Origin of the sequence: Nocardia sp. NPDC006630 (assembly GCF_040611495.1) — a bacterium.
Lineage (GTDB): Bacteria > Actinomycetota > Actinomycetes > Mycobacteriales > Mycobacteriaceae > Nocardia.
The window spans coordinates 87312-110289 of record NZ_JBEXOK010000003.1 but is presented as its reverse complement, the minus strand read 5'-3'; the positions used below and the strand labels follow the sequence as shown (position 1 = coordinate 110289).

The 22978-nt window shown below is 68.1% G+C and carries 22 protein-coding genes; 11 read left to right on the top strand and 11 right to left on the bottom strand.

What is annotated here, in order from left to right; all coding sequences use genetic code 11:
* Positions 1–3 precede the first annotated feature (3 nt).
* A complete protein-coding gene (locus tag ABZX86_RS08700; protein ID WP_355121510.1) occupies positions 4–750 on the top strand; it encodes a hypothetical protein in 747 nt (248 codons plus the stop codon).
* A gap of 12 nt (positions 751–762) precedes the next feature.
* On the top strand, positions 763–1284 hold the full coding sequence (locus ABZX86_RS08695; protein ID WP_355121508.1) for a hypothetical protein: 522 nt from the start codon (positions 763–765) through the stop codon (positions 1282–1284).
* 2 nt (positions 1285–1286) lie between these two features.
* Here the strand turns inward: ABZX86_RS08695 and ABZX86_RS08690 are convergent, their stop codons facing one another.
* Positions 1287–1667, bottom strand: a complete 381-nt coding sequence (locus ABZX86_RS08690; protein WP_355121506.1) for a hypothetical protein — start codon at positions 1665–1667, stop codon at positions 1287–1289.
* A 92-nt stretch (positions 1668–1759) separates the two neighbouring features.
* Positions 1760–2617 carry an alpha/beta hydrolase gene (locus ABZX86_RS08685; protein ID WP_355121504.1) on the bottom strand — a complete coding sequence of 286 codons (858 nt, stop codon included), beginning with the start codon at positions 2615–2617 and terminating at the stop codon, positions 1760–1762.
* A gap of 75 nt (positions 2618–2692) precedes the next feature.
* Here ABZX86_RS08685 and ABZX86_RS08680 point away from each other — a divergent pair, with 75 nt between their 5' ends.
* The 3 genes from ABZX86_RS08680 to ABZX86_RS08670 all read left to right on the top strand — a co-directional run bounded on the left by ABZX86_RS08680 (position 2693) and on the right by ABZX86_RS08670 (position 6114).
* On the top strand, positions 2693–3571 hold the full coding sequence (locus tag ABZX86_RS08680) for an endonuclease/exonuclease/phosphatase family protein (RefSeq protein ID WP_355121502.1): 879 nt from the start codon (positions 2693–2695) through the stop codon (positions 3569–3571).
* Between the two features lie 107 nt (positions 3572–3678).
* The gene (locus ABZX86_RS08675) at positions 3679–5376 is read left to right on the top strand and encodes a hypothetical protein (protein WP_355121500.1); all 1698 of its coding nucleotides are present in this window, start codon (positions 3679–3681) and stop codon (positions 5374–5376) included.
* 27 nt (positions 5377–5403) lie between these two features.
* Entirely contained in the window at positions 5404–6114 is a 711-nt protein-coding gene (locus ABZX86_RS08670; RefSeq protein ID WP_355121498.1) for a hypothetical protein, read from the top strand.
* Between the two features lie 371 nt (positions 6115–6485).
* Here the strand turns inward: ABZX86_RS08670 and ABZX86_RS08665 are convergent, their stop codons facing one another.
* Positions 6486–7556, bottom strand: a complete 1071-nt coding sequence (locus tag ABZX86_RS08665) for a dihydrodipicolinate reductase (protein WP_355121496.1) — start codon at positions 7554–7556, stop codon at positions 6486–6488.
* A gap of 14 nt (positions 7557–7570) precedes the next feature.
* Positions 7571–8395: an SDR family oxidoreductase gene (locus ABZX86_RS08660; RefSeq protein ID WP_355121494.1), complete on the bottom strand. Its 825-nt coding sequence runs from the start codon at positions 8393–8395 to the stop codon at positions 7571–7573.
* Between the two features lie 94 nt (positions 8396–8489).
* Here ABZX86_RS08660 and ABZX86_RS08655 point away from each other — a divergent pair, with 94 nt between their 5' ends.
* The 4 genes from ABZX86_RS08655 to ABZX86_RS08640 all read left to right on the top strand — a co-directional run bounded on the left by ABZX86_RS08655 (position 8490) and on the right by ABZX86_RS08640 (position 12542).
* Complete coding sequence (locus ABZX86_RS08655) at positions 8490–9101, top strand: TetR/AcrR family transcriptional regulator (RefSeq protein ID WP_355121492.1); 612 nt, start codon at positions 8490–8492, stop codon at positions 9099–9101.
* A 301-nt stretch (positions 9102–9402) separates the two neighbouring features.
* Positions 9403–11199, top strand: coding sequence for a fatty acid--CoA ligase FadD11 (gene fadD11 / locus ABZX86_RS08650; protein ID WP_355121490.1), 1797 nt, complete (start codon positions 9403–9405; stop codon positions 11197–11199).
* A 72-nt stretch (positions 11200–11271) separates the two neighbouring features.
* Complete coding sequence (locus ABZX86_RS08645) at positions 11272–11895, top strand: TetR family transcriptional regulator (protein ID WP_355121488.1); 624 nt, start codon at positions 11272–11274, stop codon at positions 11893–11895.
* Positions 11892–12542, top strand: coding sequence for an enoyl-CoA hydratase-related protein (locus ABZX86_RS08640; protein WP_355121486.1), 651 nt, complete (start codon positions 11892–11894; stop codon positions 12540–12542). The genes ABZX86_RS08645 and ABZX86_RS08640 overlap by 4 nt, the downstream gene beginning before the upstream one ends.
* 36 nt (positions 12543–12578) lie before the next feature.
* Here ABZX86_RS08640 and ABZX86_RS08635 read toward each other — a convergent pair whose 3' ends face one another.
* On the bottom strand, positions 12579–13424 hold the full coding sequence (locus ABZX86_RS08635; RefSeq protein ID WP_355121484.1) for a class I SAM-dependent methyltransferase: 846 nt from the start codon (positions 13422–13424) through the stop codon (positions 12579–12581).
* 81 nt (positions 13425–13505) lie between these two features.
* On the opposite strand from ABZX86_RS08635, the gene ABZX86_RS08630 reads away from it, so the two are divergent.
* Positions 13506–13979 carry a helix-turn-helix domain-containing protein gene (locus tag ABZX86_RS08630; protein WP_355121482.1) on the top strand — a complete coding sequence of 158 codons (474 nt, stop codon included), beginning with the start codon at positions 13506–13508 and terminating at the stop codon, positions 13977–13979.
* Positions 13980–13985: 6 nt separating this feature from the next.
* Here the strand turns inward: ABZX86_RS08630 and ABZX86_RS08625 are convergent, their stop codons facing one another.
* Positions 13986–14582: a TetR family transcriptional regulator gene (locus ABZX86_RS08625; protein ID WP_355121480.1), complete on the bottom strand. Its 597-nt coding sequence runs from the start codon at positions 14580–14582 to the stop codon at positions 13986–13988.
* Positions 14583–14680: 98 nt separating this feature from the next.
* On the opposite strand from ABZX86_RS08625, the gene ABZX86_RS08620 reads away from it, so the two are divergent.
* On the top strand, positions 14681–15577 hold the full coding sequence (locus ABZX86_RS08620) for an SDR family oxidoreductase (protein WP_355121478.1): 897 nt from the start codon (positions 14681–14683) through the stop codon (positions 15575–15577).
* Positions 15578–15745: 168 nt separating this feature from the next.
* Here ABZX86_RS08620 and ABZX86_RS08615 read toward each other — a convergent pair whose 3' ends face one another.
* The 5 genes from ABZX86_RS08615 to ABZX86_RS08595 form a co-directional block, all read right to left on the bottom strand.
* Positions 15746–16645: an alpha/beta hydrolase gene (locus tag ABZX86_RS08615; protein ID WP_355121476.1), complete on the bottom strand. Its 900-nt coding sequence runs from the start codon at positions 16643–16645 to the stop codon at positions 15746–15748.
* 69 nt (positions 16646–16714) lie between these two features.
* On the bottom strand, positions 16715–19675 hold the full coding sequence (locus ABZX86_RS08610) for a crotonase/enoyl-CoA hydratase family protein (protein ID WP_355121474.1): 2961 nt from the start codon (positions 19673–19675) through the stop codon (positions 16715–16717).
* Between the two features lie 458 nt (positions 19676–20133).
* The gene (mshC, locus tag ABZX86_RS08605) at positions 20134–21372 is read right to left on the bottom strand and encodes a cysteine--1-D-myo-inosityl 2-amino-2-deoxy-alpha-D-glucopyranoside ligase (protein WP_355121472.1); all 1239 of its coding nucleotides are present in this window, start codon (positions 21370–21372) and stop codon (positions 20134–20136) included.
* Between the two features lie 211 nt (positions 21373–21583).
* On the bottom strand, positions 21584–22369 hold the full coding sequence (locus tag ABZX86_RS08600) for an SCO1664 family protein (protein ID WP_355121470.1): 786 nt from the start codon (positions 22367–22369) through the stop codon (positions 21584–21586).
* Positions 22370–22372: 3 nt separating this feature from the next.
* Entirely contained in the window at positions 22373–22960 is a 588-nt protein-coding gene (locus ABZX86_RS08595) for a DUF3090 domain-containing protein (protein ID WP_355121468.1), read from the bottom strand.
* Between the last annotated feature and the right edge of the window lie 18 nt (positions 22961–22978).

Here is a 22978-nt window from a genome sequence, read left to right as displayed (position 1 = left end):
GACATGTCGGTTGCGTCCGCGGTGAAGGATCAGGTCCAGCAGATCGGTGGGGGGTTCATGTTCTCCCGGGAGGCGAAGGAGTTCTCCGCCTCCACCGGTGTGGAGGGATTCATGCCCGGTTATACGCGGGGCCGCGGAGGTGTGCTGGGCGATGTGGACGCCGATGTCGTGACGGCCGCCTTCGGCTTCTTCCGGGCGGAGGCGATTCGGGCGGCGTGGGACTCCACGGCCGCGGTGCCCGCCGCCAAGGGTGCGGCCGGTTATCTGGCCGCCTGCCAGGACTTCGGGCGTCGCAAGCTGGCGGACTTCGCGCAGGCCGAGCGCCTGGCCGAGCTGTTGCAGCCGGTGGTGGATGCCGCTGATCCGGCCGGGGCGCCGCTGTTCGCCGGTTGGCGTGCGCTGCCGCGCGCCGATGACGCACCCGGCCGGGTGCTGCAGCTGATCCATGTGCTGCGTGAGCTGCGTGGCGGTCTGCATCTGATCGGGGTGCGCGCCAGCGGTCTGACGCCGCAGCAGGCGGTGCTCATCGCCGGTTCGCCGCGCACGACCGGTCCGGAGCAGGCGCGGGCCTTCGGCTGGCCGGAACCGTTCGAGGAGATCACCGCGGAGTTGAAGGGCCGTTGGATGCAGGCCGAGACGATCACCGAGGATCTGATCGCACCGTCGTTCGCGGTGCTGGACGCGAGTGCGGCGCAGGAGCTGATCGAACTGCTGACCGCCTGTCAGGCGACGGTGTTCGCCCGGCGCTGAACGGAGTCGACGATGCTGCCTCGAATCACGCGGTTGCGCGCGCTGATCGATCATCCCGCGACGGGTGCCGGGGAACGGGCAGCCGCGCAGCGGATGCTCGATCGGATCCTCGCCAGGTCGGTGCGGGTGCCGGTCGATGACCGCAGCTACGGCGCGCGGTACAACCGTGCCGCCAGGCATGCGGATCTGGCGGAGGTCGCGGATCTGATCCGTGCTGATATCGCTTTCGCGCGAGTCGTTTTCACCTCACCCGGTCAACCGGGTGAGGTGGCGGTGAGTGATCCGATCCGGGATGCTCCCGCCGCGATCGGTTACGCGGTGACCGCGTTGCCAGGGGAGAGCAGCATTGTCATCACTGTCGAGGATGTGCCGCAGGACTGGGGCTGGGACAGCGCGGGATTTGTCAGTCCCGCGCTACAGGGCCTGGCCGAGGAGCTGGCGGACATCATGAACAGCTACAACCACGACGGCCCGGCCATCGGTAAGCGCTTCTTCGGCCGGGTCCGGGTGCGTGACGTCTCGCTGGTCTGGTAGTCCTACGTCCCCAGCAGCCAGCGCCAGCGCGGAATCTCGGCGATGACGGTGGCTGCGGCCAGTACGGAAACCAGGATGGCTGCCCATACGGGCCACACCAGCCAGGCGCCCCACACGGCCGCGGCCACCAGCAGGATCACCAGCGCGATGGTCACCCAGCCGGGTGCGGGCACCATCACCTGTTTCTTGTCCCCGACTGTGCCGAACACCGTCGGGAGTCCGATGAGCACCACAAATACCACCAACGCGAGCACGACGGACGAGCGATCCGCTACCGCCCACGGTGCGGCGATCCAGGCGATGAGCTCGGTGCTGAACCGCAGCACGGACGGAATGCGGCCCTGATCAGTCATATTCGGTGAGGTCATCGCACGCTCGGACATGCGCAACAGCTTGGCACACCGGCCTTGCGCAGGCAGGGCGTGAGACCGGTGTCCCGCGGGTCTGCGGGCACCGGGTTACCTCCCGAACCGATTCAGCGCTGCAGGAATTCGAGGCTCACGCGCTCGAAGGCCTGCTTGGCTTCGATCATCACCCAGTGACCGCATTTGGGGAAGATGTGCAGCTCGCCGTCCGGGATGAGCCGCAGGGGAATCATGGCCATATCGGGCGGGCACTGCCGGTCGTCGCCGCCCCAGGTCAGCAGGGTGGGGCACTGGATCTTGTGCATCATGGACCAGTAGGGCGGGATGGCGGAGTCGGCGAGGAATTGCTGTTGCCGCGCAAAGGATTCCGAGCCGTACATGGCTTTGAGGGTCTGGTGCGAATCGGGCTGACCGGCGACCGCCCAGCGTTCTTCGACGATATCGTCGGTAATGGTCTTGGGGTCGTAGACCATGCAGTTGAGCCAGCGCAGCAACCCTTCCCGGCTGGGGCTGTCGGCGAATTCCTGTAGCAGCCGGGTGCCTTCGCTGGGGTTGGCGCTGAAGATGCTCGCGCCGACGCCGCCGATGGAGATGACCTTCTCGACCCGTTCGGGATGTTTGATGGCGAGGTTGACCGCCACCACGCCGCCCATGGAATTGCCGATCATGGGCGCGGAGTCGATGCCGAGCGCATCCATGAACCGGATGACGGCATCACCGGCGGTGAGCACCGGGTGCCCGCCGCGCTCGACGGGGTCGCTGACGCCGAAGCCGGGGAATTCCAGGACGTAGCAATGGAAGTGTTCGGCGAAGACGGCGAGGTTTCCGCGATAATTGCGCCATCCGGTCACGCCGATGCCGGATCCGTGCAGCAGGAGCAGGGGCGGGCCGTCACCGGCCTCGTGGTAGCGGATCACACCCTGATCGGTGCGGACTTCGCGCTTGGTGCTCTCGTATGTGACATCCACCGGACCCAGAGTAGAACACGTTACAGTTGGCAGGCTCGCCGATAGTGTTGAGCCGGTACGGAATACGAGGTGGACATGCCCGAATCCGACGTCCTGCGGATTGTGCAGCTCAATATCGGCTCCCTGCTGGAACCGCACTGGGAGCGGCGGCGCCAGGAAATCCTCGCCTGGTTCGATCGCCTGGACCCGGATCTGGTCTGCCTGCAGGAGGTCTGGGAGACCGGGCCCGGGACCAATACCGCCGGCTGGCTCGTCGAGCAGGCCCCGGCCGGGCGCTGGCACTGGTGCTTCGGCGGGTACCCGTTTCCCGAGGACGCCTGGGCCGACCGCACCCTGCGCTTCGGCTCGGCCGTTCTCAGCCGCTGGCCCATCGACCGCCACGAGGTGCTGCCGCTGCCGGCCGATCCCGCCCCGCGTGATCCGCATCCCTCCTGGCGCATCCAGGCCGAACTGCTGTACGCCCACACCGCCGGAATCGACGCCTTCAGCACCCATCTGGCCCCGCCACCCGCGCAGGCCTATCAGCGGGTGCAGCAGGTACTGGCAATCGACGACGCCATTCGAGCCCGCCGCGACCCGGACACCCCGCTGCCCGCGATCCTCTGCGGCGACTTCAATGCCAAACCGCCCTCCGACGAAATGCGCTTCCTGAACGCGAACGCCGTCATCGAGGGCCGCAGCACCTCCTACGTCGACGCCTGGTCCACCCTGCGCCCCACCGAACCCGGCAACACCTACGACCCCCTGGCCAACCCGCAGGCCCGCGCCCTGAATGTCCCGCCCCAGCGCATCGACTACGTCTTCGTCGGCGACCCGTTCCTGCGTCCCGGCGGCGCGGGCCGAATCCTGCGCGCGGACTTGGCTTTCCACGAGCCGCTGACCGGCATCCATGCCAGCGACCACTTCGGGCTGGTAGTCGACGTCCACTGGCCCCAGAAACCTTCGGCCGCATAGTGCTCCGCCTGACCTGGTCGTCCGTTTTGTGCCCTGTTGTCGGTTGTGGCACAGTCGATCCGCCGTAGCAGGGCGGTGCAGGGGCGCCGCGGAGGAGGGGACGGGGCGTGCCGCAGGTTTCGGTGACCGGGGAATCCGGTGAGGTGTACGAGGTAACGCTGGAATCGGGTGGGGACGGGCAGGGGAGTAGCCGCCGATGCCGGGACAGGGCGGGGCGGGAGCGGGTTTACAAGCAGTACGGGGCGCCGCTGATCGACCGGAACTTGATCGGAAGTGCTGCTCGGACAGTGCTTTTCGGGCGGGAGATCGTGCTCGCCGCCGAACAGCAGGCCGGATCGGAGGAATGGGCGGCGGCCTCGATCAACTGGCCCATCGATCTGGTACTGCGAGAACAGGCTCTGGCCGGGGTGATCACGCCCGTGCTCCCGGCGGAATTCCTGCGGCCGGACGGGATGCCGCTCACCTTCGACCAGCTGGTGATCGAGAGACCTGCCGCGTATTTCCGGGTGGGCGTGCTGATCCGGATCTGCGACATCTTCGTGGTACTCGACGAACGAGGCCTGGCGCACGGCGGGCTGACCGAACACAATCTGGCGTGGAACCGGTCCCAGCCACATGCGCACCTCATCGACTGTGACGGGCTCCGGCCCGCACAGGGGGACGGTGACCGCCTCGCCCTCGCCGGTCTGATCTATCGGGGACTGTTCCTGTCCCAGGCCGCACCGAAGGTCGCCACCGGGGAACGGCAACTGCCCGGTATCCCGGTCGAGCTGGACCCCGCGCTGCGGTCGCTGTTCGCGCGGGCGTTCGCCGGTTCGCCTGCCCCGCACGGGCGTCCGTCCGCCGGGGAGTGGCTGGCCGGACTGCAGGCGGCCTTCCTGACTCCCGATCGCGCGGCCTACCGCCCCGATGCGCTGGCGCTCATCGACCGTCCCGGGCCGCCTGCCGATGACGAGGCGACCGTCGTGGCGTCGATATCCCTCACGAAGGAAACCGCCGGTAGTCCCGTCCTCGAAACCGTTCCTGCGCGAACACCTCCCGCGCCCCTGCTCGCTACCCCGTTCGCCGCCGGTCGGCCCGCGCACCCGCCAACCTCCGGCACCAAAGTCGCGGGAATCCTCGCCGCGATCGTCGCCTGCCTCGGAGTGATCGCCCTCATCGGTTACGCCGCCCTCAGAACGAACGACCCCAACGACAGCACCGACGCCTTCACCAGCTACTCGAGCTCGTCCAGCAGCTACACCCCGCCGGTGACCACGCCGCCGTTCGACTGGAACACCCTCGACACAGCCGCCGGTGACAAGACGCCGTTCACCACCGATGCGCTACTGCCGCAATCGTTCACCGATGCCAAGCAGGTCAAATACACGCTGCGCGGAGGGGGAGTGCACGACTGCATCACCTCGGGGATGTCCAGGAATGTGAAGTCGATCCTCACCAGCCACCAGTGCACTCAGCTGGTCAGCGGCTCGTACGTGGACACGTCCGACCAGATCCTGGTGTCCATCGACGTGTTCGCCTTCGCCACCGCCGACGAGGCGAGCGGCCTGTACAACGCCATCAAGGATCAGGATCAGGATTGGACGGTCTGGTGCCCGAAAACCGGTGCCGGCGCCTCGGTCTGCGACAACAATGCCGGGTGGGGCACCTATCGCGCCTGGGGTCTGCAGAATCACCGGTACCTGTACGAGTCGACCGCCATGTACATCAACCTCACCCGGGACAAGAGCATCACCGACTGGCTCGATGCTGCCGCCTCGGCGCTGGACAAACAGGCGGGTCCGGCGAACTACTGGAAGAACTGAACCTGACGGTCTGCCAGGATGGGGGAGATGAGCACAGTTCCTCCGGCCTCGCGACCGCGGCTGCCCGATCGCTCCGGGCCGTCGATGACCAAGCAGTATGTGGTGCTCGTGATGGGCACGGCCGCTGCGGGACTGATGGCTTTCTCGGGGACTCGGATTGCCACCGAGCCGATCTGGCTGCTGGGACTGATCCCGCCGTTGCCGCTGGTATTTCTCGGACTGCTCGCGACAACCGCGTGGCTCTCGCATTCGGCGGTGAGTGGGCGGCCGCGTAGCGCGGTGGGGCCGGTCCATTACCTGGCCTGCACAACATTCGTGGCGGGGTTGGTTCTGGTCACCGGTAGCGGGGTGAAATGGGTTGGGGTCGGCCTGCTGTCGGTCACGGCACTCGCGGTGGTGGTGCTGCTGATTCTGGCTGTGGTGCGGCCTCGTCGCCGGGCGGCCGCGGCTGCGGTGCGGACGCGTAGCGTCAAGGTGACCGGAGTTGTCACCGATGACGGGCTGGCCAGGTTCGCGCAGACGCCGTCGCCGAAATTGGCGACGATAACCGTCCGGTTCGTCGATGCCGCGGGAGTGCCGAGATGGGTGACGCCCAAGGCGTTTCAGCTGCGGTCGCGGCCCATCGCGGTCGACGATGAGGTGACGGTGTGGTTCGACCCGGCGGATCCGGGCGATCTGTCGCGCATTGTCGTGGAGAAGGACAATGGCAGTTCGCATGTCATCGGGGGCAGGCGATAATCAGCGTAACTTGACATAATGTAGATTATCGGTACTTTTACGGGGTTGCCTGGAGCTGGGAATGATCTTGTGCGGCATGCGTTTTCGGGCGTTTTCGGGCACTTTCCGGCGGCTGCCTATGTACCAGGCCCCTCGCCTGATGTCGTGCACTGCGCCGGTGTGCTGAGCCGAAATCCGTTGCCGGAACTTATTTTCCGGCCAAATCATGATTAGCCGTAAAATTTCCGACATCAGCCGGAAGGTGCGATCTGGGCACCTTCGGGATCGTTCGACCCCGCTCGGGGCCTCTCGGCTCCTACTCCCCTAGGTCCCGGCACCCCACCTCAATACGTCACTGTGACGTATTGAGGTGGGCAAACTGGTTGCGGCACTTACCGAATGGTGCCCTTGCCCGGGATCAACGGCAGATCCAGAGCGGTCACCCAGCCCGGCGGCAGATCATTGACGGCAGGCACCGCATTGAGCGCCCGCAGTCCCGTGGACAGGCAGCCCGCCACCGCCGGCGTGCGGCCGGAACCATCGGTGAACCGGAACGAAGTCTCCTGGGAAATCGACGGCGAACCGATTATGTCAACCCGATAGACATCGTCACGCGTCCCGGCGGGCCAGTCCGGCGCCGCGTCCAGGCCGATGCGATTGACGTGTTCGAGGGTGATCACCTCGCGGCCCCGGTAGATGCCGTTGATGCTGAAGCGGATGGCGGCGACCGTGCCCGCCTTGATGATTCCCTTGGCCGACTCGCGATCCTCGGGCGTCACCCACTTCTCCCAGGTGGTGGTGATGTCCTCGAGTTCGATCCCGGCGGCCGATGCGATCATCGGCACGGTCGCACCCCACGCCATGATCAGAATGTCGGGATGCTCGAGCATGGCCGTGAACTCCGGCGGATGCCCGATGCCCATCTCGAGCTCGTAATCGCCCTCGTAGTCGGTGTAATCGAGCAACTCCGAGGCGCGCACCGACTGCACCTCACCGCACAGGCCCATGAGGGTCAGCGGGAACAGGTCGTTGGCGAAGCCGGGGTCGATACCGGTGGTGAAGCAGGACGCGCCGCCCTCGGCGCAGGCCGCCGTGATCGGATCACGCCACACATCGGGCAGCTTGTCCATGGCCGGCCACACCCACGGCGTCATGGACGTCGAGCACACGTCGATACCGGCACGCAGGAAGCTGCCGATGACGCGGATGTTCTCATCGGCCAGAGCGGCGGTGGGCCCGTAGTGCACGACGGCGTCCGGGTGCAGCGCGATCAGCTCGTCCACCGAATCGGTGGCCAGCACACCGGTTTTCGCGCCGCCGCACAGGTCACCGGCATCCTTGCCGACCTTGTCCGGATTGCTGACGCCGACGCCGACGAGCTCGAAGTGCGGGTGGGCGAGGATTTCCGTCAGCACCATCGAGCCGACGACGCCGGTCCCCCACAGCACGATTCGCTTCTTCATGGGTTCTCCTGTGCTCATCGGTGGAATTCGCCGCAGTCGACGGTGAGCATCTGGCCGGTGACCGCGCTGGCGAGGTCGCTGGCCAGGAACAGGGTGGCGCGGGCGACCTCCTCGGGCCCGGCGAGGCGTTTGAGGTCGGTGGGTTCGGCTTTCTGCCGGTAGATGTCCTCGTGGGTGACCCCGGCCTGACTGGCGAGCCAGTCGAAGTAGGCCTTGTTGATGTCCTCGTACACGTACGAGGGGGCGACGCTGTTGACGCGGATGCCGCGCGGGCCCAGTTCGGTGGCCAGTGAGGACGCCAGGTGCTGCAGGGTGCCTTTGGAGAGTTTGTAGCCGGAGAATTCGGGCTGCGAACTGTAGGACACGCACGAGTTGAGCATGATGACCGAGCCGCGCGAGCGTTCCAGGGCGTCGGCGAACAGGGCCGAGAGTCGCAGCGGGGCAAAGACATTGGTTTCATTGACGGTGCGCAGCGCGTCCAGGTCGATCTGGGTGATCGGGTTCATGGGCGGGATGGCGAAGGCATTGTTGATCAGGCAGTCGACCTGCCCGAATTCTTCGAGAGTGCGCGCGACGAGGGCCTGGCGCTGGGTTTCGTCGGTGATGTCGGCAGGCACGACCAGGGCGGTGCGGCCCAGGGCGCGGACCTGCTCGGCGACCTTTTCCAGGCGCTTTTCGGTGCGGCTGGCCAGCACCAGGTTCGCGCCCATGCGGGCGGCTTCGATGGTCAACGCGTGGCCCAGGCCGGGGCCGACGCCCGAGACCACGATGACCTTGTCCTGCAGTAGCGGTACCGGCCGATAGGTATCGGCGGGTGCGGCGTGCGGGGCAGCTGACACGACTCCTCCTCGAGTCCACAGCAGTTACACATTGTAACGACTTAGATGTGACAGACTGTAACGACTCTCGACCCGACCGACAAGGACCGATTTCGTGACCGCACGCCACCGGCTGGGCCCGCACCGCGACCCCGCGGTGGACCGCGCCGTGCTCGACGCCGCCCGCGCGCTGCTCGTCGAACAGGGGTATGGCGCAACCTCGATCGATGCGATCGCCGCCCGCGCCGGGGTGAGCCGGCCCTCGATCTACCGGCGCTGGCCCTCCAAGGCCCACCTCATCGCCCAGGCCGTATTCCCGGACGTGGGTTCGGAAAAGGTTGCGCCCGACCTGCTCTCGGAGGTCCGCAAGGTGATTCGCGGGACCATTCAGCTCTTCGGTTCGGCCGAGACGCGCGCGGCCATGCCGGGGCTGATGGCCGAGATGCGCGAGGATCCGAGCCTGTACCGGAAACTGTCAGCCCGGCTCGACACCCCGACCCGCGAAGAGCTGACCGGGTATCTGGGCGAGAACGCCGCGCCGGGCCGGCCGGGGCTGGATCCGAATACCGTGCTGGACACCGTGGCCGGGGCCGCACTGTTCGCCATGTGCATTCGCGATATCGACGATCTCGACGGATTCGCGGCGTCGCTGGAAGATCTGCTGCTCTACGGCATCGTCGGCGCCCGCGACCGCGCCGCACTGCGGCAGTCCGAGGCCCCTTCCTGAATTCGGGGTAGCACTGCGAACCTCGCCGGGGCTTCGACTTGGTTGATGGTCGGCGGTATCGCCTGCAAGCCCTGGCATCGCCGGCGAGTCGGAGGAGTGGTGCACTCCCCCGCTGTTTTTCGCCGCTACACCGTCGTCGATACGTCACAGTGACGTATGCGGCGGTCCTCCGCTATGGGTTGCTTGCCGCGCATTGACGCCAACCCGGCCTCCGGCGCGCCGATGTGCCTAAACGGCTCACACCCGGACCCGGCACGATCTACCGTCTGAGAAGGTGTCGGTGAGTGGATCGAGAACTGTTATGACAAAACCGAATACGTCCCCTGCGGCATTCCAGCAGACCGCCGCGATCGACCCGGAGGCGGTGGCGGTGCGCTCGGTCGGCGGGGAGCAATCGCTGACCTGGCGCGAGTATGCCCGGCAGGTGCGGGCGGTGGCGGGCGGATTGCAGGCGCTGGGGGTCGGGCGCGGGGACACCGTGGCCCTGATGATGGCCAACCGGGTCGAGTTCTATCCGCTGGAGGTGGGCGCGCAGCACAGTGGGGCGACCTCGTTCTCGGTGTACAACACGCTCTCGGCGCAACAGCTGAACTATGTGTTTACCAATGCCGGGAACCGGATCGTGCTGTGCGAGGCGCAGTATGTGGATCGCATTCGCGCCAGCGGGGTGCCCATCGAAACGATCGTGTGCGTGGACCGCGCGGTGCCGGGCACGCTGTCGGTGGCGCAGCTGACCTCGCTGGTGCGCCAGGACTTCGATTTCGAGGCCACCTGGCAGGCGGTGACTCCTGAGGACATTGTCACGCTCTGCTACACCTCCGGGACCACCGGCAATCCGAAGGGTGTGGAGATCAGCCACGCCAACCTGGCCTTCGAATGTCAGGCGTACGCCTCGGTGATGCCGGTCGTGTTCGGGGATCGCATCACCTCGTACCTGCCGACCGCGCATATGGCCGACCGGGTGACCAATCTGTATCTGCACGAGTACTACGGCAGTCAGATCACCACCGTGCCCGATCGCACACAATTGCCCGCCGCGCTCATCGACGCGCGGCCCACCATCTGGGGCGCGGTGCCGCGGGTGTGGGAGAAACTCAAAGCGGCAGTGGAGTTCTCGGTCGCGAACGAGGCCGATGCGCAGCGGCGCGCGGGGTTGGAGTGGGCGCTGGAGGTGGCGGGGCGCAAGGCGGCCGCGCAATTGGCGGGTGCGCCTCTCGATGATGTGCAAGCTGCGGAGTGGGCGCACGCCGATGAGCTGGTGCTGTCCAAGCTGCGCGCCAAACTCGGCCTGGATCAACTCAAATGGGCGCTGTCGGGGGCCGCGCCGATTCCGGCCGAGACGCTCGGATTCTTCTTCGGGCTCGGCATTCCCATCTCCGAGGTGTGGGGCATGTCCGAGCTCACGTGTGTGGCCAGTGTCAGTCCGCCGGGACAGGCGCGGCTGGGCACCGTCGGCAAACTGCTGCCCGGGCTGGAATCGAAGATCGCCGAGGACGGGGAATTCCTGGTGCGCGGACCGCTGGTCATGCGCGAATACCGGCAGGAACCGCAGAAGACCGCCGAGGCGCTCACCGACGGCTGGCTCGCCACCGGTGACATCATCACCGAGGACGCCGACGGGTATCTGCGGGTCATCGACCGCAAGAAGGAGATCATCATCAACTCCGGCGGCAAGAACATGTCCCCGGCCAATATCGAGAACACCATCAAAGCCGCCACCCCGCTGATCGGCGCCCTGGCCACCATCGGGGACCGGCGCTCCTACAACACCGCCCTCATCGTGCTCGACGCCGAATCCGCGGAACCCTATGCGGCGCAACACGGTTTGACCGATGCGTCGGCGGCCGCGCTGGCCGCCGACAAAGGGCTGATCGACGAGATCGCGCGCGGGGTCGCCGCCGGCAACGCGCATCTCTCGCGTGTGGAGCAGATCAAACGGTTCACCATCCTGCCGGCCTTCTGGGAGCCGGGCGGGGACGAAGTGACCTTGACGATGAAGCTGCGGCGCAATCCGATCGCCGAGAAGTACGCCACCGAGATCGAGGCCATGTACGCGCCGGTCCTGACCGACGGCGTGCACGAACCCGCACCGGAGTAGCGGCCCGCGAAAGCGTGTGGGGTGGTGCACACCACCGTAGTAACAGAGCGTCTGCTCTGTTATGTTCGAACCATGCCCAGACCGCGCATGTACGACCCCGACACCGTGCTGGATGCCGCCGAGGCGCTCGCCGCCGGAGCCGGGCCCGCCGCGGTGACCATTCGCGCGGTCGCGGCCGCCACCGGCATCTCCAACGGGGCGATCTACCACACCTTCGCCTCCCGGGCGGAACTGCTGGCCCGCACCTGGATTCGCGCCGCCGAACGATTCCTCGCGCTACAGGCCGATCTGGTGGCGGGGCATACCGGCGAGGATGCGGTGCTCGCGGCGGCCGAAGCGCCCGCCGACTTCGCCCGCCGATTCCCGCTCTCGACCAAGATGTTCTTCACCGTGCGCCGCGAGGACCTGCTCGATGACCAGGACCTGCCCGACCCGGTGCGCGCGGCGCTCGACGCACGCCAGCGGGCGCTGATCGCGCTCATGCAGCAGCTGTCCCGGCAGCTGTGGGGGCGCGGCGACGGCGGGGCCGTCGATGTCCTGACCATCTGCCTGGTCGATCTGCCCACCGCGATCCTCATCGACCGCGATCGCTTCACCTCACCGCTTGCCCGCGAACAATTGCGTGCCGCCGTGCGCGCGGTGCTCGCGGTCGGACCACCACCCCGCACACCACACCCCGCGAAGGACAACCGATGACTCTCACCCACCACGACAAGATCGCCGTCCTCGACCTCGGCGGGGACGAAAACCGTTTCTCCCCAGCCTTTCTCGACGAGGTGAACGCCGCCCTGGACACGGTCGTCGCCGACGGGTCGCATGCACTGCTCACCACCGCGAGCGGCAAGTTCTACTCCAACGGCCTGGATCTGGAATGGCTCAGCGCCAATGGCGACCGCGCGGACTGGTATGTGGGCCAGGTGCAGGCGCTGCTGGCGCGGGTGCTGGCCTTCCCGCTGCCGACCGCCGCCGCCCTGCCCGGGCACGCCTTCGGCGCCGGCGCCATGCTCGCCATCGCCCACGACTTCCGGGTCATGCGCGCCGACCGCGGGTACTTCTGCTTCCCCGAAGCCGATATTCGTATTCCCTTCACCAAGGGCATGGCCGCGCTCATCCAGTCCAAGCTCACCCCCAAGGCGGCGATCGCGTCCATGACCACCGGGCACCGATTCCCGGCGCCCGAGGCCCTGGTGTACGACCTCATCGACGCCGCTGCACCCGAGGCCGAGGTCACCGAGAGCGCGCTGGGGCTGCTGACCCCGCTCGGGGTGAAGGATCCGAGCACGCTCGGCGCTATCAAGCACGTCATGTTCGCCGAGGCCGTCGCGGCACTCACCACGATGTAAACGACTGGGGGCAGCCGCTTTCGCCGACCACGGGCCTCAGTGCGCCGCGGTCGCCTCGACCGACCAGCACGCTGCGGTGAAGCGGACGGTATCGGCGTGCACGAACGGTTCGAAGGCGGCGCGCACGGTCGCTATGACCTCGGTGCGCGTCGCCTCGTCCACGTCGGGCAAGGCCAGGCCGACAACACCGAATTGGCTGAAGTAGCGCACCAGATGCTCTTCGGGCAGAGTGCATTCCACATCGGCGGGGCGAATGGTGATATCGCCCCAGCCGCTCTTGTCGAGAATCGCCCGCACCCGGTGCTCGTCGGCGAAGGCGAACTGGCCGGGCTGATCCGGTTGGCGCGCAGGCAGATTCGGCAGCAGCGGGGCCGCGGCGCGCTCGGCGGTCGTCATGAACGGGTTCTGGTCGATACCGCGCCAGCACAGGAACCGCAGGGCGGCGCTATCGCGGGCGGCGCGGCGCAGGTTCGTGAAGGCGGCCACCGAATCGGGGAAGAACATGACACCGAAGCGGGACATGATCAGATCGAAGCTCGCCGGAGCGAACGCGGCGCTCTGCGCATCATCGATCACGAAACTCACCGGGGCGTCGGTGTCCTGCACGCGGGCGCGGGCGGCGCTGATCATCGCCTCGGAGATATCGACGCCCACCACCGCACCGGCAGGGCCCACCCGGCGGGCCGCGGCCAGGGTCGTGGCGCCCGCACCGCACCCCACATCCAGGATTCGCGCACCCGACCCGGCGGTGATCGAATCCACCAGCAGGGCCTCGAACGGCTGCAGCACCTGATCCATCAGGGCCACCGATTGCGACCAGGCCTGCCCGGAGCGGCCGTTCCACTGGGTGATCTGCTCGGCGGGCTGCGGCTCGGCACTCATCGGAGTCTCCTTTACTTGCTGTCACCGGAGGTGGAAACTTCACCCTGTCAGTTCAAGCCGACTTGAGGTCAAGGGATTGCCGTGGATCTGGACATCGGTGACGTGGTCGCCCGCTCGGGAGTACCCGCCTCGACGCTGCGCTACTACGAGGAGAGGAAACTCATCGCCTCCACCGGCAGACGCGGCCAGCGCCGCCTCTTCGCCCCCGCGGTCCTGGACCAGCTGGCCCTGATCGGCCTGGGACGCGCCGCCGGATTCTCCCTCGACGACATCGCCGGAATGTTCGCCCCGGACGGCCGCCCCGAGATCGACCGCGCCATGCTCACCACCCGGGCCGACGAACTCGACCACACCATCGCCCAACTCAGCGCCATGAGCGAAAGCCTGCGCCACGCCGCCGCCTGCCCCGCGCCCAGTCACATGGAATGTGCCACCTTCCGTGCCATGCTCGCCGGCATCCTCACCGCAGGCCGCCCCGGCCCTCCGAAAAAGGTCCCCTCTCGTCCGAAAAAGGTCCCCTCTCGTCCGAAAAAGGTCCCCTCCCGGCCGCTGTGACTGGCCTTATTCGAGAATCGAATTTCCTGCGGCCGTTGCCTTTTCGGCCAGGGCGAGCAGTTCGCGCAGAACGTTTGCGGACAGGTCGGCCAGTGAGCGCTGTTCGCCCTCGCGGATCCACTGGGTGAAGGCGATCCCGAAGACGGTGGCGCCCGATTCCGCGGCCAGGGTGGCGGGCAGGTCGTCGATGCCGCGGGCGCGCAGGGCGCCGGCGAGGGTTGCGGCCAGGCCGGAGAGTTTGTGTGATTCGCGTTCTCGCAGTGCGGGATTCAGCTCGATCACCGATTGGCGAGTGCGCGAGTGCGGGCGGCGCTCGTCCGGGAAGAAGGAGGCCGCCGATTGCAGGGCGCAGGCGATGATCTCGAGTGCGGAGGCGCCCGGCGGCGCGGTGTCCACGCCGGTGAGGAATGCCTGCACGAAGGCGTCCTGACCGTGGAACAGCACCTCGCGCTTATCGCTGAAGTAGCGGAAGAAGGTGCGCTCGGTGAGGCCGACGGATTGAGCGATCTCGGTGGCGGTGGTCTGCTCGTAGCCGCGGGTGGCGAACAGTTCGAGTGCTGCCTTCTGCAGCCGCTCCGGAGCGCCCGGTTCCCAACGTGCCATGCGCTCGAGTCTAGCGATGACAGTGACTGACATGGAAGCGTAGGCTGATGTCAGCGACTGACATCAGTCGGTGCTACCAGCCGAAGGAAGATCACATCATGCACGTTTTCGTCACGGGAGCCTCCGGATGGATCGGCTCCGCCACGGTCGATGAACTGCTCGCCGGCGGCCACACGGTCACCGGGCTGGCCCGATCCGACGCCTCCGCCGCAGCGCTGCACGCCAAGGGTGTCCAGGTTCGCCGCGGAGACCTGGACGACCTCGGCAGTATTCGCGCCGGAGCGCAAGAGGCCGACGCGGTCATCCATCTCGCGAACAAACACGACTTCTCCCACCCGGCCGTCTCGAACGCGGCCGAACGGGCCGCCGTGCAGACCATCGGCGACACCCTCGCCGATACCGGCCGCCCGTTCCTGCTCGCCTCGGGCGTCGCCGGCCTCACCCAGGGCCGCCCCGGCACCGAGGACGACCCCTCCGCCGCCCACGGCCCGAACTCCCCGCGCGGCGGCAGCGAGAACCTGGCACTGGAATTCGCCGACCGCGGCGTGCACAGCGTCAGCCTGCGCTTCGCACCCACCGTGCACGGCACCGGCGACCACGGATTCATCGCGGTCATCGCCGCGATCGCCCGCGCCAAGGGCGTGTCCGGCTACCCCGGTGACGGCACCCACCGCTGGGCCGCCGTCCACCGCTCCGACGCCGCCCGACTCGTGGCCCTCGGCCTCGAGAAAGCACCCGCAGGCGCCCGCCTGCACGCCGTCGCCGAACAGGGCGTCCCCACCCGCGACATCGCAGAAGCCATCGGCCGGCGCTTCGAGCTGCCCGTCGCCTCGATCGCCGGCGAAGACGTCCTGGACCACTTCGGCTGGATCGGCAATTTCTTCGCCATGGACCTCGCGGCGACCAGCACCCGAACCCGAGAACTACTGGGCTGGACACCCACCGGCCCGACCCTGCTCGAGGACATCGACGCGGGCGCGTACGCAGCACACTGACCGGCGAAAGCGCTTGCACGCCTGCGACCGGCGCACTCGGACTGTCGTCGGTGGGCGGCAGTCATACTCGCTGGTCCGGCACGCCGGCGTGGTCATCGAACGCGCCGAGCCGAACGCGCGCAGCGGGCTCGCGCGCGCGGTATGCGGGCGTGAAGCCGGGGTCTGTGGCTAGCGGGAATGTGCCTGGAGGTGGGGCAGGAGGTGTTCGGCGACGGCTGCGGGCTGTTCGGCGTGCAGGAAATGGCCGCTGCCGGGGAGCTGTGCGGTGGTCGCGCCGGCGGCTTCGGCCAGGACCCGCTGCAGATCCGGTGACATGCAGCCGTCGCGGCCGCCCGACAGTGCCAAGGTCGGGAGGGGGGCGGGGTCGGCCAGGAGCAGGCGGTGGAATTCCCGGGTCGGGGCGCGATGGACCGTGAACAGGGAGCGGTAGTAACGGGTTGCCGCCCAGGCCGTTTCCCGGTGGGTGAAAACCTGTGCGGTGGGGGCGAACTCGGCGTCGGTGAACTCCCAGCCCGGGGACCAGCGCTGCCACAGCCGTCGCACGAATGCCGCACCGTCGCGCGTGAGCAGCCGCGGTGAGGCCGCTGATTGCATGAGCGGGATATAGGAGGACATCACCATCTGGCGTGGCAGATACCGCGCCGCCCCCGGCGCGAACCCGCCGCCGAACGGGGGTATCGCCAGCAGGGTCAGTGAAAGCCATTGCCTCGGATGCTGTTTCGCCAGAATCGTGGCCGCGAACGCACCCCAGTCATGGCCGACCAGATGTGTCGGCGGCCCGCCCAGCGCCCGATGCCAGGCGGCGATGTCCTCGGCCACCGCCATCAGGTCATAGCGCGCCCCCCGCACCGCCGAATCGGGGGTATACCCGCGCAGCCACGGCGTCAGCACCTGAAATCCGGCGCCCACCAGCGCCGGAATCAGCGCGTCCCAACTGTGCGGGGTATCGGGGAACCCGTGCAACAGCAGCACCAGCTGCCCGTCGTCGGCGCCGAAATGCCGGGCCGACAACACCATCCCGTCACGGCGCAGTTCGAGCGCGGACTCACCGGAATCAGCCGATGTCATAGGTACCTCTCTTCGAACTCGGCCGCCCCCGCGCGCAGGAGCGGCCGTCGATCAGTCAAAACCAGCCCGTCAGCGGCCGCGCCAGACCGGGGGGCGTTTTTCGACGAAGGCGCGCATGCCCTCGCCGGCATCCTCCGAGGACAGGGCGGCCGCGGCGACCTGGCCCTGACGGGAGAAGGCTTCGGCGGTGGACCAATCGGGGCACTGGTCGATGATCTGCTTGCCCGCATCGATGCTCAGGGGGGCGTTCACGGCAATGCGTTCGGCCAGTGCCAGAGCGGCGTCGAGGGCCTTGCCCGGGGCGGCGACCTGATTGATCAGGCCCAGGGCGGCGGCGCGGGCGGCGGTGATGGGGTCACCGGTGAGGGTCAACTCCATGGCGATGGCGCGCGGCAGGCGCTGCGACAGGCGCAGGACGCCGCCGCCGACCGCGACCAGGCCGCGTTTGACCTCGGGAATGCCGAATGTCGAATCCTCCGCGGCCACAATGAGATCGGCGGCCAGGGCGAGTTCGCAACCACCCGCCAGCGCCGGGCCCTCGACCGCGGCGATGAGGGGTTTGCGCGGGGGCTGGGAGACGATGCCCAGGATGCCGCGCTTCTCGGTGATCGGCACCTCACCGCGTGCGGCGGCCTTGAGATCCATTCCGGCACTGAAATATCCGCCCGCCCCGGTGAGGATGGCGATGCGGGCGTTCGGGTCCGCCTCGTAGGCGTCGATGGCGCGTTCCAGGCCCAGCGCGGTCGCCAGGTCGATGGCATTGCGGGCGCGGGGCCGATTGATCGTGATGATCATGATGTGGCCGCGGCGCTCGATCAGCACCGGAGCCGGCGGCGGCGCGGGCAACGGCAGGCGCTGCGGACCGCTCACGCTGACCTGATCGCCGGTGACACTCACCGGCAGACCCAGCCAGTCCTCGTCGGAGGTGAGCGCGCTCAAGGTGGCGGATTCGGTGGTGCGCAACAGAATTCGCTCACCGGAGTCGGTGAGCAGGCTCAGGATCGCCGCCTCGGGCAGCCCGTCGCGCCCGTAGGGCAGGGTGTAGGCCTCGACCACAGCGGGGCCGTCGTAGCCGGTGCGTGCCCGCCGGGCCGGGGGATGCTCGATCACCGGAGTCAGATGCCGGTAGGCGCTCTTGGGCGGGGTGGCCGAATAGACGCCCAGGGCGTGCTTGGTCAGATACCAGCCCAGCGAGGTGGCCAGGCCGAATGCCGCCGGATCCTCGCGCAACCGCTGCACCAGGGTCGCGACCGCATGCCCGCCGTAATTGTTGCCCGGCCCGCCGCCGAAGGTCAGCCCGCCGGTCACCGACAGCGGACGCTTGGGATCATCGATGGGCAGACCCAGCTCGCGTGCGGCGATCTGCACCGCCACCGGAAAACACGCGTACAGGTCGACATGGGTGAGATCCTCGGCGCTCAGGCCGCTGTGCTCGAGCACAGCCGCACCCAGCGCCCGCACCGCCGGGGAGGCCGCCAGTTCGGTGCGCTCGGTGACGAACCATTCATCCGCACCCGAGGCGCCCGCATGCAGGAACACCCACTTGTCCTGCGGAATCCCGGCCGCTTCGGCGGCAGCGGCACTGCACATGATGATGCCGCTGGCCATATCGACGGTCAGATTCGCGCATTCGAGTTTCGTATAGGGCGCGGAGATCATGCGATTGGACTCGGACACGGTCGCGATCTCGGCGGCGCCGGCCTCGTGCGGCTGCCACGCATTCGGATTCGCCGCCGCCACCGCCGACAGGCGCGACCACAGCTGCGCGACGGCCTGCGCGTGCTCGGCCGGGGTGCGGCCCAGGCGGTGCCGGTTCGCCGACTCCAGCAGCGCGTACATATTGATGGGGGCCAGCAGGCCCGCTGCGGTCTCGGCGGCATTGTTGGCAGGCTTGTCGATACCGACCGTGCGCGTGGGATGCACCGCCGAATCCTGGACCGGCCACTGCAATTCGATGCCCGCACGCTGCGCCGCGGCCTGCGTCGCACCCGCTTCGGCACCGGTCACCAGCACGATGTCGTAGTCGCCGGCCGCGATCGCGGCCGCCGCCTCGTTGATCACCAGCTGCCCGCCGTCGCCACCGAACGGACTCGACTGCACCGTATCGACCTGTCCCGCACCGACAGCGCCGGCAACCAGTGCGCCCAGATCCCGGTACTGCCAGGACGTCGGAGACACGGTGAACACCGCATCCGCGCGGGCCAGCAGAGCGTTGCCGGCGCCGGTATCGATCGCGGCCTGCCGCAGTGCGCGCACCGCCAGCACCGACGGATCCACATATCCCGCGTCCGGAACCCGGTTCACCACCTGGCCCACACCCACCAGCACCGGTGTGGTCGGCGCGAGCACCACACCGGAAGCCTTGTGCCGCACCGCCTTCCGCGACGGACGCGACGTGGCGGGGGAATCGGCGACATGCGCGGGCAGCGCGGCGAGCGAATCACGCAGCGAATCACCGAGACTGCGCGCCACCGTCGCCCCGAGCGGACCGTCGATCGGCTGCCCGGCCAACCCCGCATCCAGGTACACCATCGCACCGGACCCCCGCGCCGCCACCGTGATCCACAGACCCAGGGTCAACCCCTGCGGCCCGGTACCGCGCAACTGCAACCCGCTCTCGCCGGCCTCGGCGACCGTCCACCGCAGATCAGCGGGAATGCCCATGAATTTCGCGACCTGAGCGAACTGCTGCCCCGCCTCGGCCTGCCCGGGCGCCTCACCCCGCCAGCCGGCATGGAAGGTGATCCACTGCGGAATGTGCTGCAAATCCAGCAGATACGCCAGCGTCGCCGCCGCATCACTGTCCACACCCTGCTGGGCGTGCGCGCTGCGGGTGAACTCACCCAGCCCGGCGGGCGGTACATGCTCCCCGAGATCGACCGGCGCTTCCTCAGCGGCGCGCCCGGTGAACCCGGCGACCAGATCACGCACGATCCGCGGATCCCGGCGCACCGCCCCCAGCAGATCACCGCCCGCACGCAGCTGCTTGCGCACAGCACGGAATTTATCGAACCCGGGTACCGCAGTCACCGTCGAACCTCCTCATTGAGGATGAGAGAACCAAAGCCTCACCGTATCGCCAACACGCCGTCAGCGGGAGAGGGCGCAGACACCTGCCCCGCCCCAGCCCCGCGACCAGCAATTCCCTTGCCTCCCACCGCAGGATCGTCGAACAGCGGTCAGCTCCCGTGCGGGAAGGAGGTCAGCGCTGCGCGGCCCGGCCTGAGCGGTCACAAAACCGCGTGCGGCGGCAAAATTTGCTGCCGTGCGCCGATTCCTGACCGCTCAGGCCGGAGGCGGCGATACGCACGCCGCCGAGCCCCGCTGTCCGGCCCCACCCAGGCATGGACTCTGTCCGGCCCGCAGCACCAGGCTCCGCGCAGGGGCCACCGGTGTACGAGAACTCGAAGGCCCCGCTCTGCCGGAGTCGGTGTCGCGGGGCCTTCGATGAGAGGAGCTGTGTCCGAGTGGATCCCAGGAGATCTCGGCTACACGGTGATGCCCAGCAGGGCGTCGACCGCGTCGCGGATCAGGCCGGGGGCGGCAGTGTCCGGACCGCCGTATTGCAGAGCCTGCTGGGCCCAGCTGTCCACGGCGGCAATCGCTTTGGGGGTGTCGAGGTCGTCGGCCAGGTGCTGGCGCAGGCGGGCGACGGTGTCTTCGGCCGCCGGGCCCGAGGGGAGGGCTGCAGCGGTGCGCCAGCGGTCCAGGCGGGAGAGGGCTTCGGTCAGGACCGCATCGGACCATTCGCGGTCCTGGCGGTAGTGGCCGGAGAACAGGCCCAGCCGGATGGCGGAGGGGTCGGTGCCGGAGCGGCGCAGCGCGGAGACGAAGACCAGGTTGCCGCGGGATTTGGACATTTTCTCGCCGTCGAGGCCGATCAGCCCGGCGTGCACGTAGTGGCGGGCGAAGCGGCGGCCCTTCACCAGGGCTTCGGCGTGGGCGGAGGAGTACTCGTGGTGCGGGTAGATCAGGTCGCTGCCGCCGCCCTGGATATCGAATTCGGTGCCCACGCGGTTGAGCGCGATCGCCGCACACTCGACATGCCAGCCGGGACGGCCCGCGCCGAAGGGCGAGGGCCAGGACGGTTCGCCCGGGCGCTCGGCCCGCCACAGCAGCGCGTCGATGGGATCGCGCTTGCCCGCGCGCTGCGGATCGCCGCCGCGTTCGGCGAACAGGCGGTCCATCGTCGCCCGGTCGTACCCGGACTCGTAACCGAACTGCTCGGTGGCGTCGTGGCGGAAGTAGACATCGGGATACTGCGCATCGTCGACCACATACGCGGCCCCGGACGCCAGGAGTTTGTCGACCAGTTCGACCACCTCCTGCACCGATTCGATCGCGCCGACGTACTGCGCGGGCGGCACCACACGCAGCGCCTGCATATCCTCACGGAACAGGTTGATCTCCCGGGTGCCCAGATCACGCCAGTCGATACCGTCACGGTCGGCGCGCTCGAACAGCGGATCGTCGACATCGGTGACGTTCTGCACGTAGTGCACCTCGTGCCCGGCATCGCGCCACAGGCGGTTGACCAGATCGAAGGTCAGGTAGGTGGCGGCGTGGCCCAGGTGGGTGGCGTCGTAGGGGGTGATGCCGCAGACGTACATGGTGGCGGTCTTACCCGGGGTCACCGGGCGCACCTGCCGGTCGGCGGTGTCGAATAAACGTAACGCGGGTCCGGATCCGGGGACGGTCGGGACTGCGGTATCGGACCAGGACTGCATGAATCGAGGTTAACGGTGTGATCGGCGTCCAAGACGTCCGCCCCCGGTCACCGGTACCTCGCACCACCGCCGGGCGATAGGGCCGACCTGCACCTTAATGCGGCGATAGCGCACGTCAATGGTTGAAATCATGATGCAAGCAACGTTTTCGGATTAAGACGCCGGATTCGACGCAGCCGGATTCGAGACCGCCGGATCAGAACGCGGTCCGTCAGAATGCGGGCCAGGGGATCGGGCGCTGCCCGGTCGGTTGCGGCAGTACCGGATGCTCGAGCAGCCCCTGCCCGCGCGCGGCGAGCGCCTCCACTTCGGCGTCGGTGATCAACTCCGAGAGCCGCCCGCCCAGCTCCCCGGGGATCGCCTTCACCAAAACCGTGATGTCGGTGAGCAATTCGTCGGCAAGGGTCTCCCCCGCCCACCCCCACAGCACCGTGCGCAGCTTCGGCTCGGTATTGAGGCAGATGCCGTGATCGACCCCGTACACGCGCCCGTCGTCCCCGGAGAGCACATGACCGCCCTTGCGGTCGGCATTGTTGATCAGCACATCCAGCACCGCCATGCGCAGCAGTCGCGGATCATCGGCATGCACCAGCGATACCGGATGCCCGGAGGGATCCAGGGCGCGCAGCACCTCCCGGTATCCGCCGGGGATCTCGCCGGCCGCGACCAGATCCACCAGGTCCGGGCCGTCCTCGATGCTGTCGATCCAGCGCTGCACCATGCCCGGCCCGTAGGGCCCGTCCCGCAGCACGGTCTCGGGAATCACGCCCCAGCCCAACGCTTCCGACACCAGATACGAGGCGACCTCACGCTGGGCGAGGGTGCCGTCGGGGAAATCCCACAGCGGCCGTTCCCCGCGCACGGGTTTGTACACCACGCGCACGGCTCCGTCGCCGGAGGCGGCCGGGTCGGTCTCGCACACCAGCGTCACATTGCTGGCGGTGGTGACCTGCCCGATCACCGTCAGATCGGCGGTGCGCAGCGGGTGGTCGGTCAAGATTCAGTCCTCTAGCTCGGTGGTGGCGCCGAAGATATCGCCACGCTTGTACCCGTTGGTGCGCACACACATATGGCCGATGGGCGAGAGCGGTTCCCCGCACAGCGGACACGGCGGACGGCCCGCCTCGATCACCCGCGTGGAACGCAACGCGAATTCGCGCGCCTGGATCGGGGTCAGGAAAACCCGCACCGCGTCGGGGCCCTCCTCGGTGTCATCGAGCACCACCGATTCGTCGACCTCGGTTTCGGTGATGGCCAGCAGCTCCACCACCACCGCGCCCGCATCCGCGTCCCAGCCCAAACCCATGGTGCCGACCCGGAATTCGGATTCGATGGGGGTGACCAGCGGTGCGATATCACTGACAGCGGCCGCTTGCGGCGGCACCGGGGTGCCGAAGCGGCGCGCCACCTCGTCCAGCAGCAGACCCATCCGATCGGCCAGCACCTTCACCTGCTGCTTCTCCAGCAACACGCTCACCACGCGCGGATCCTGCACGGCCTGCAGGTAGAAAGCGCGGTCGCCGGGCTCGCCGACAGTGCCGGCGATGAAACGATCGGGGGTGCGGAAAATATGGATTGCTCGGCCCATGGCACCTCCTGAAAGCTC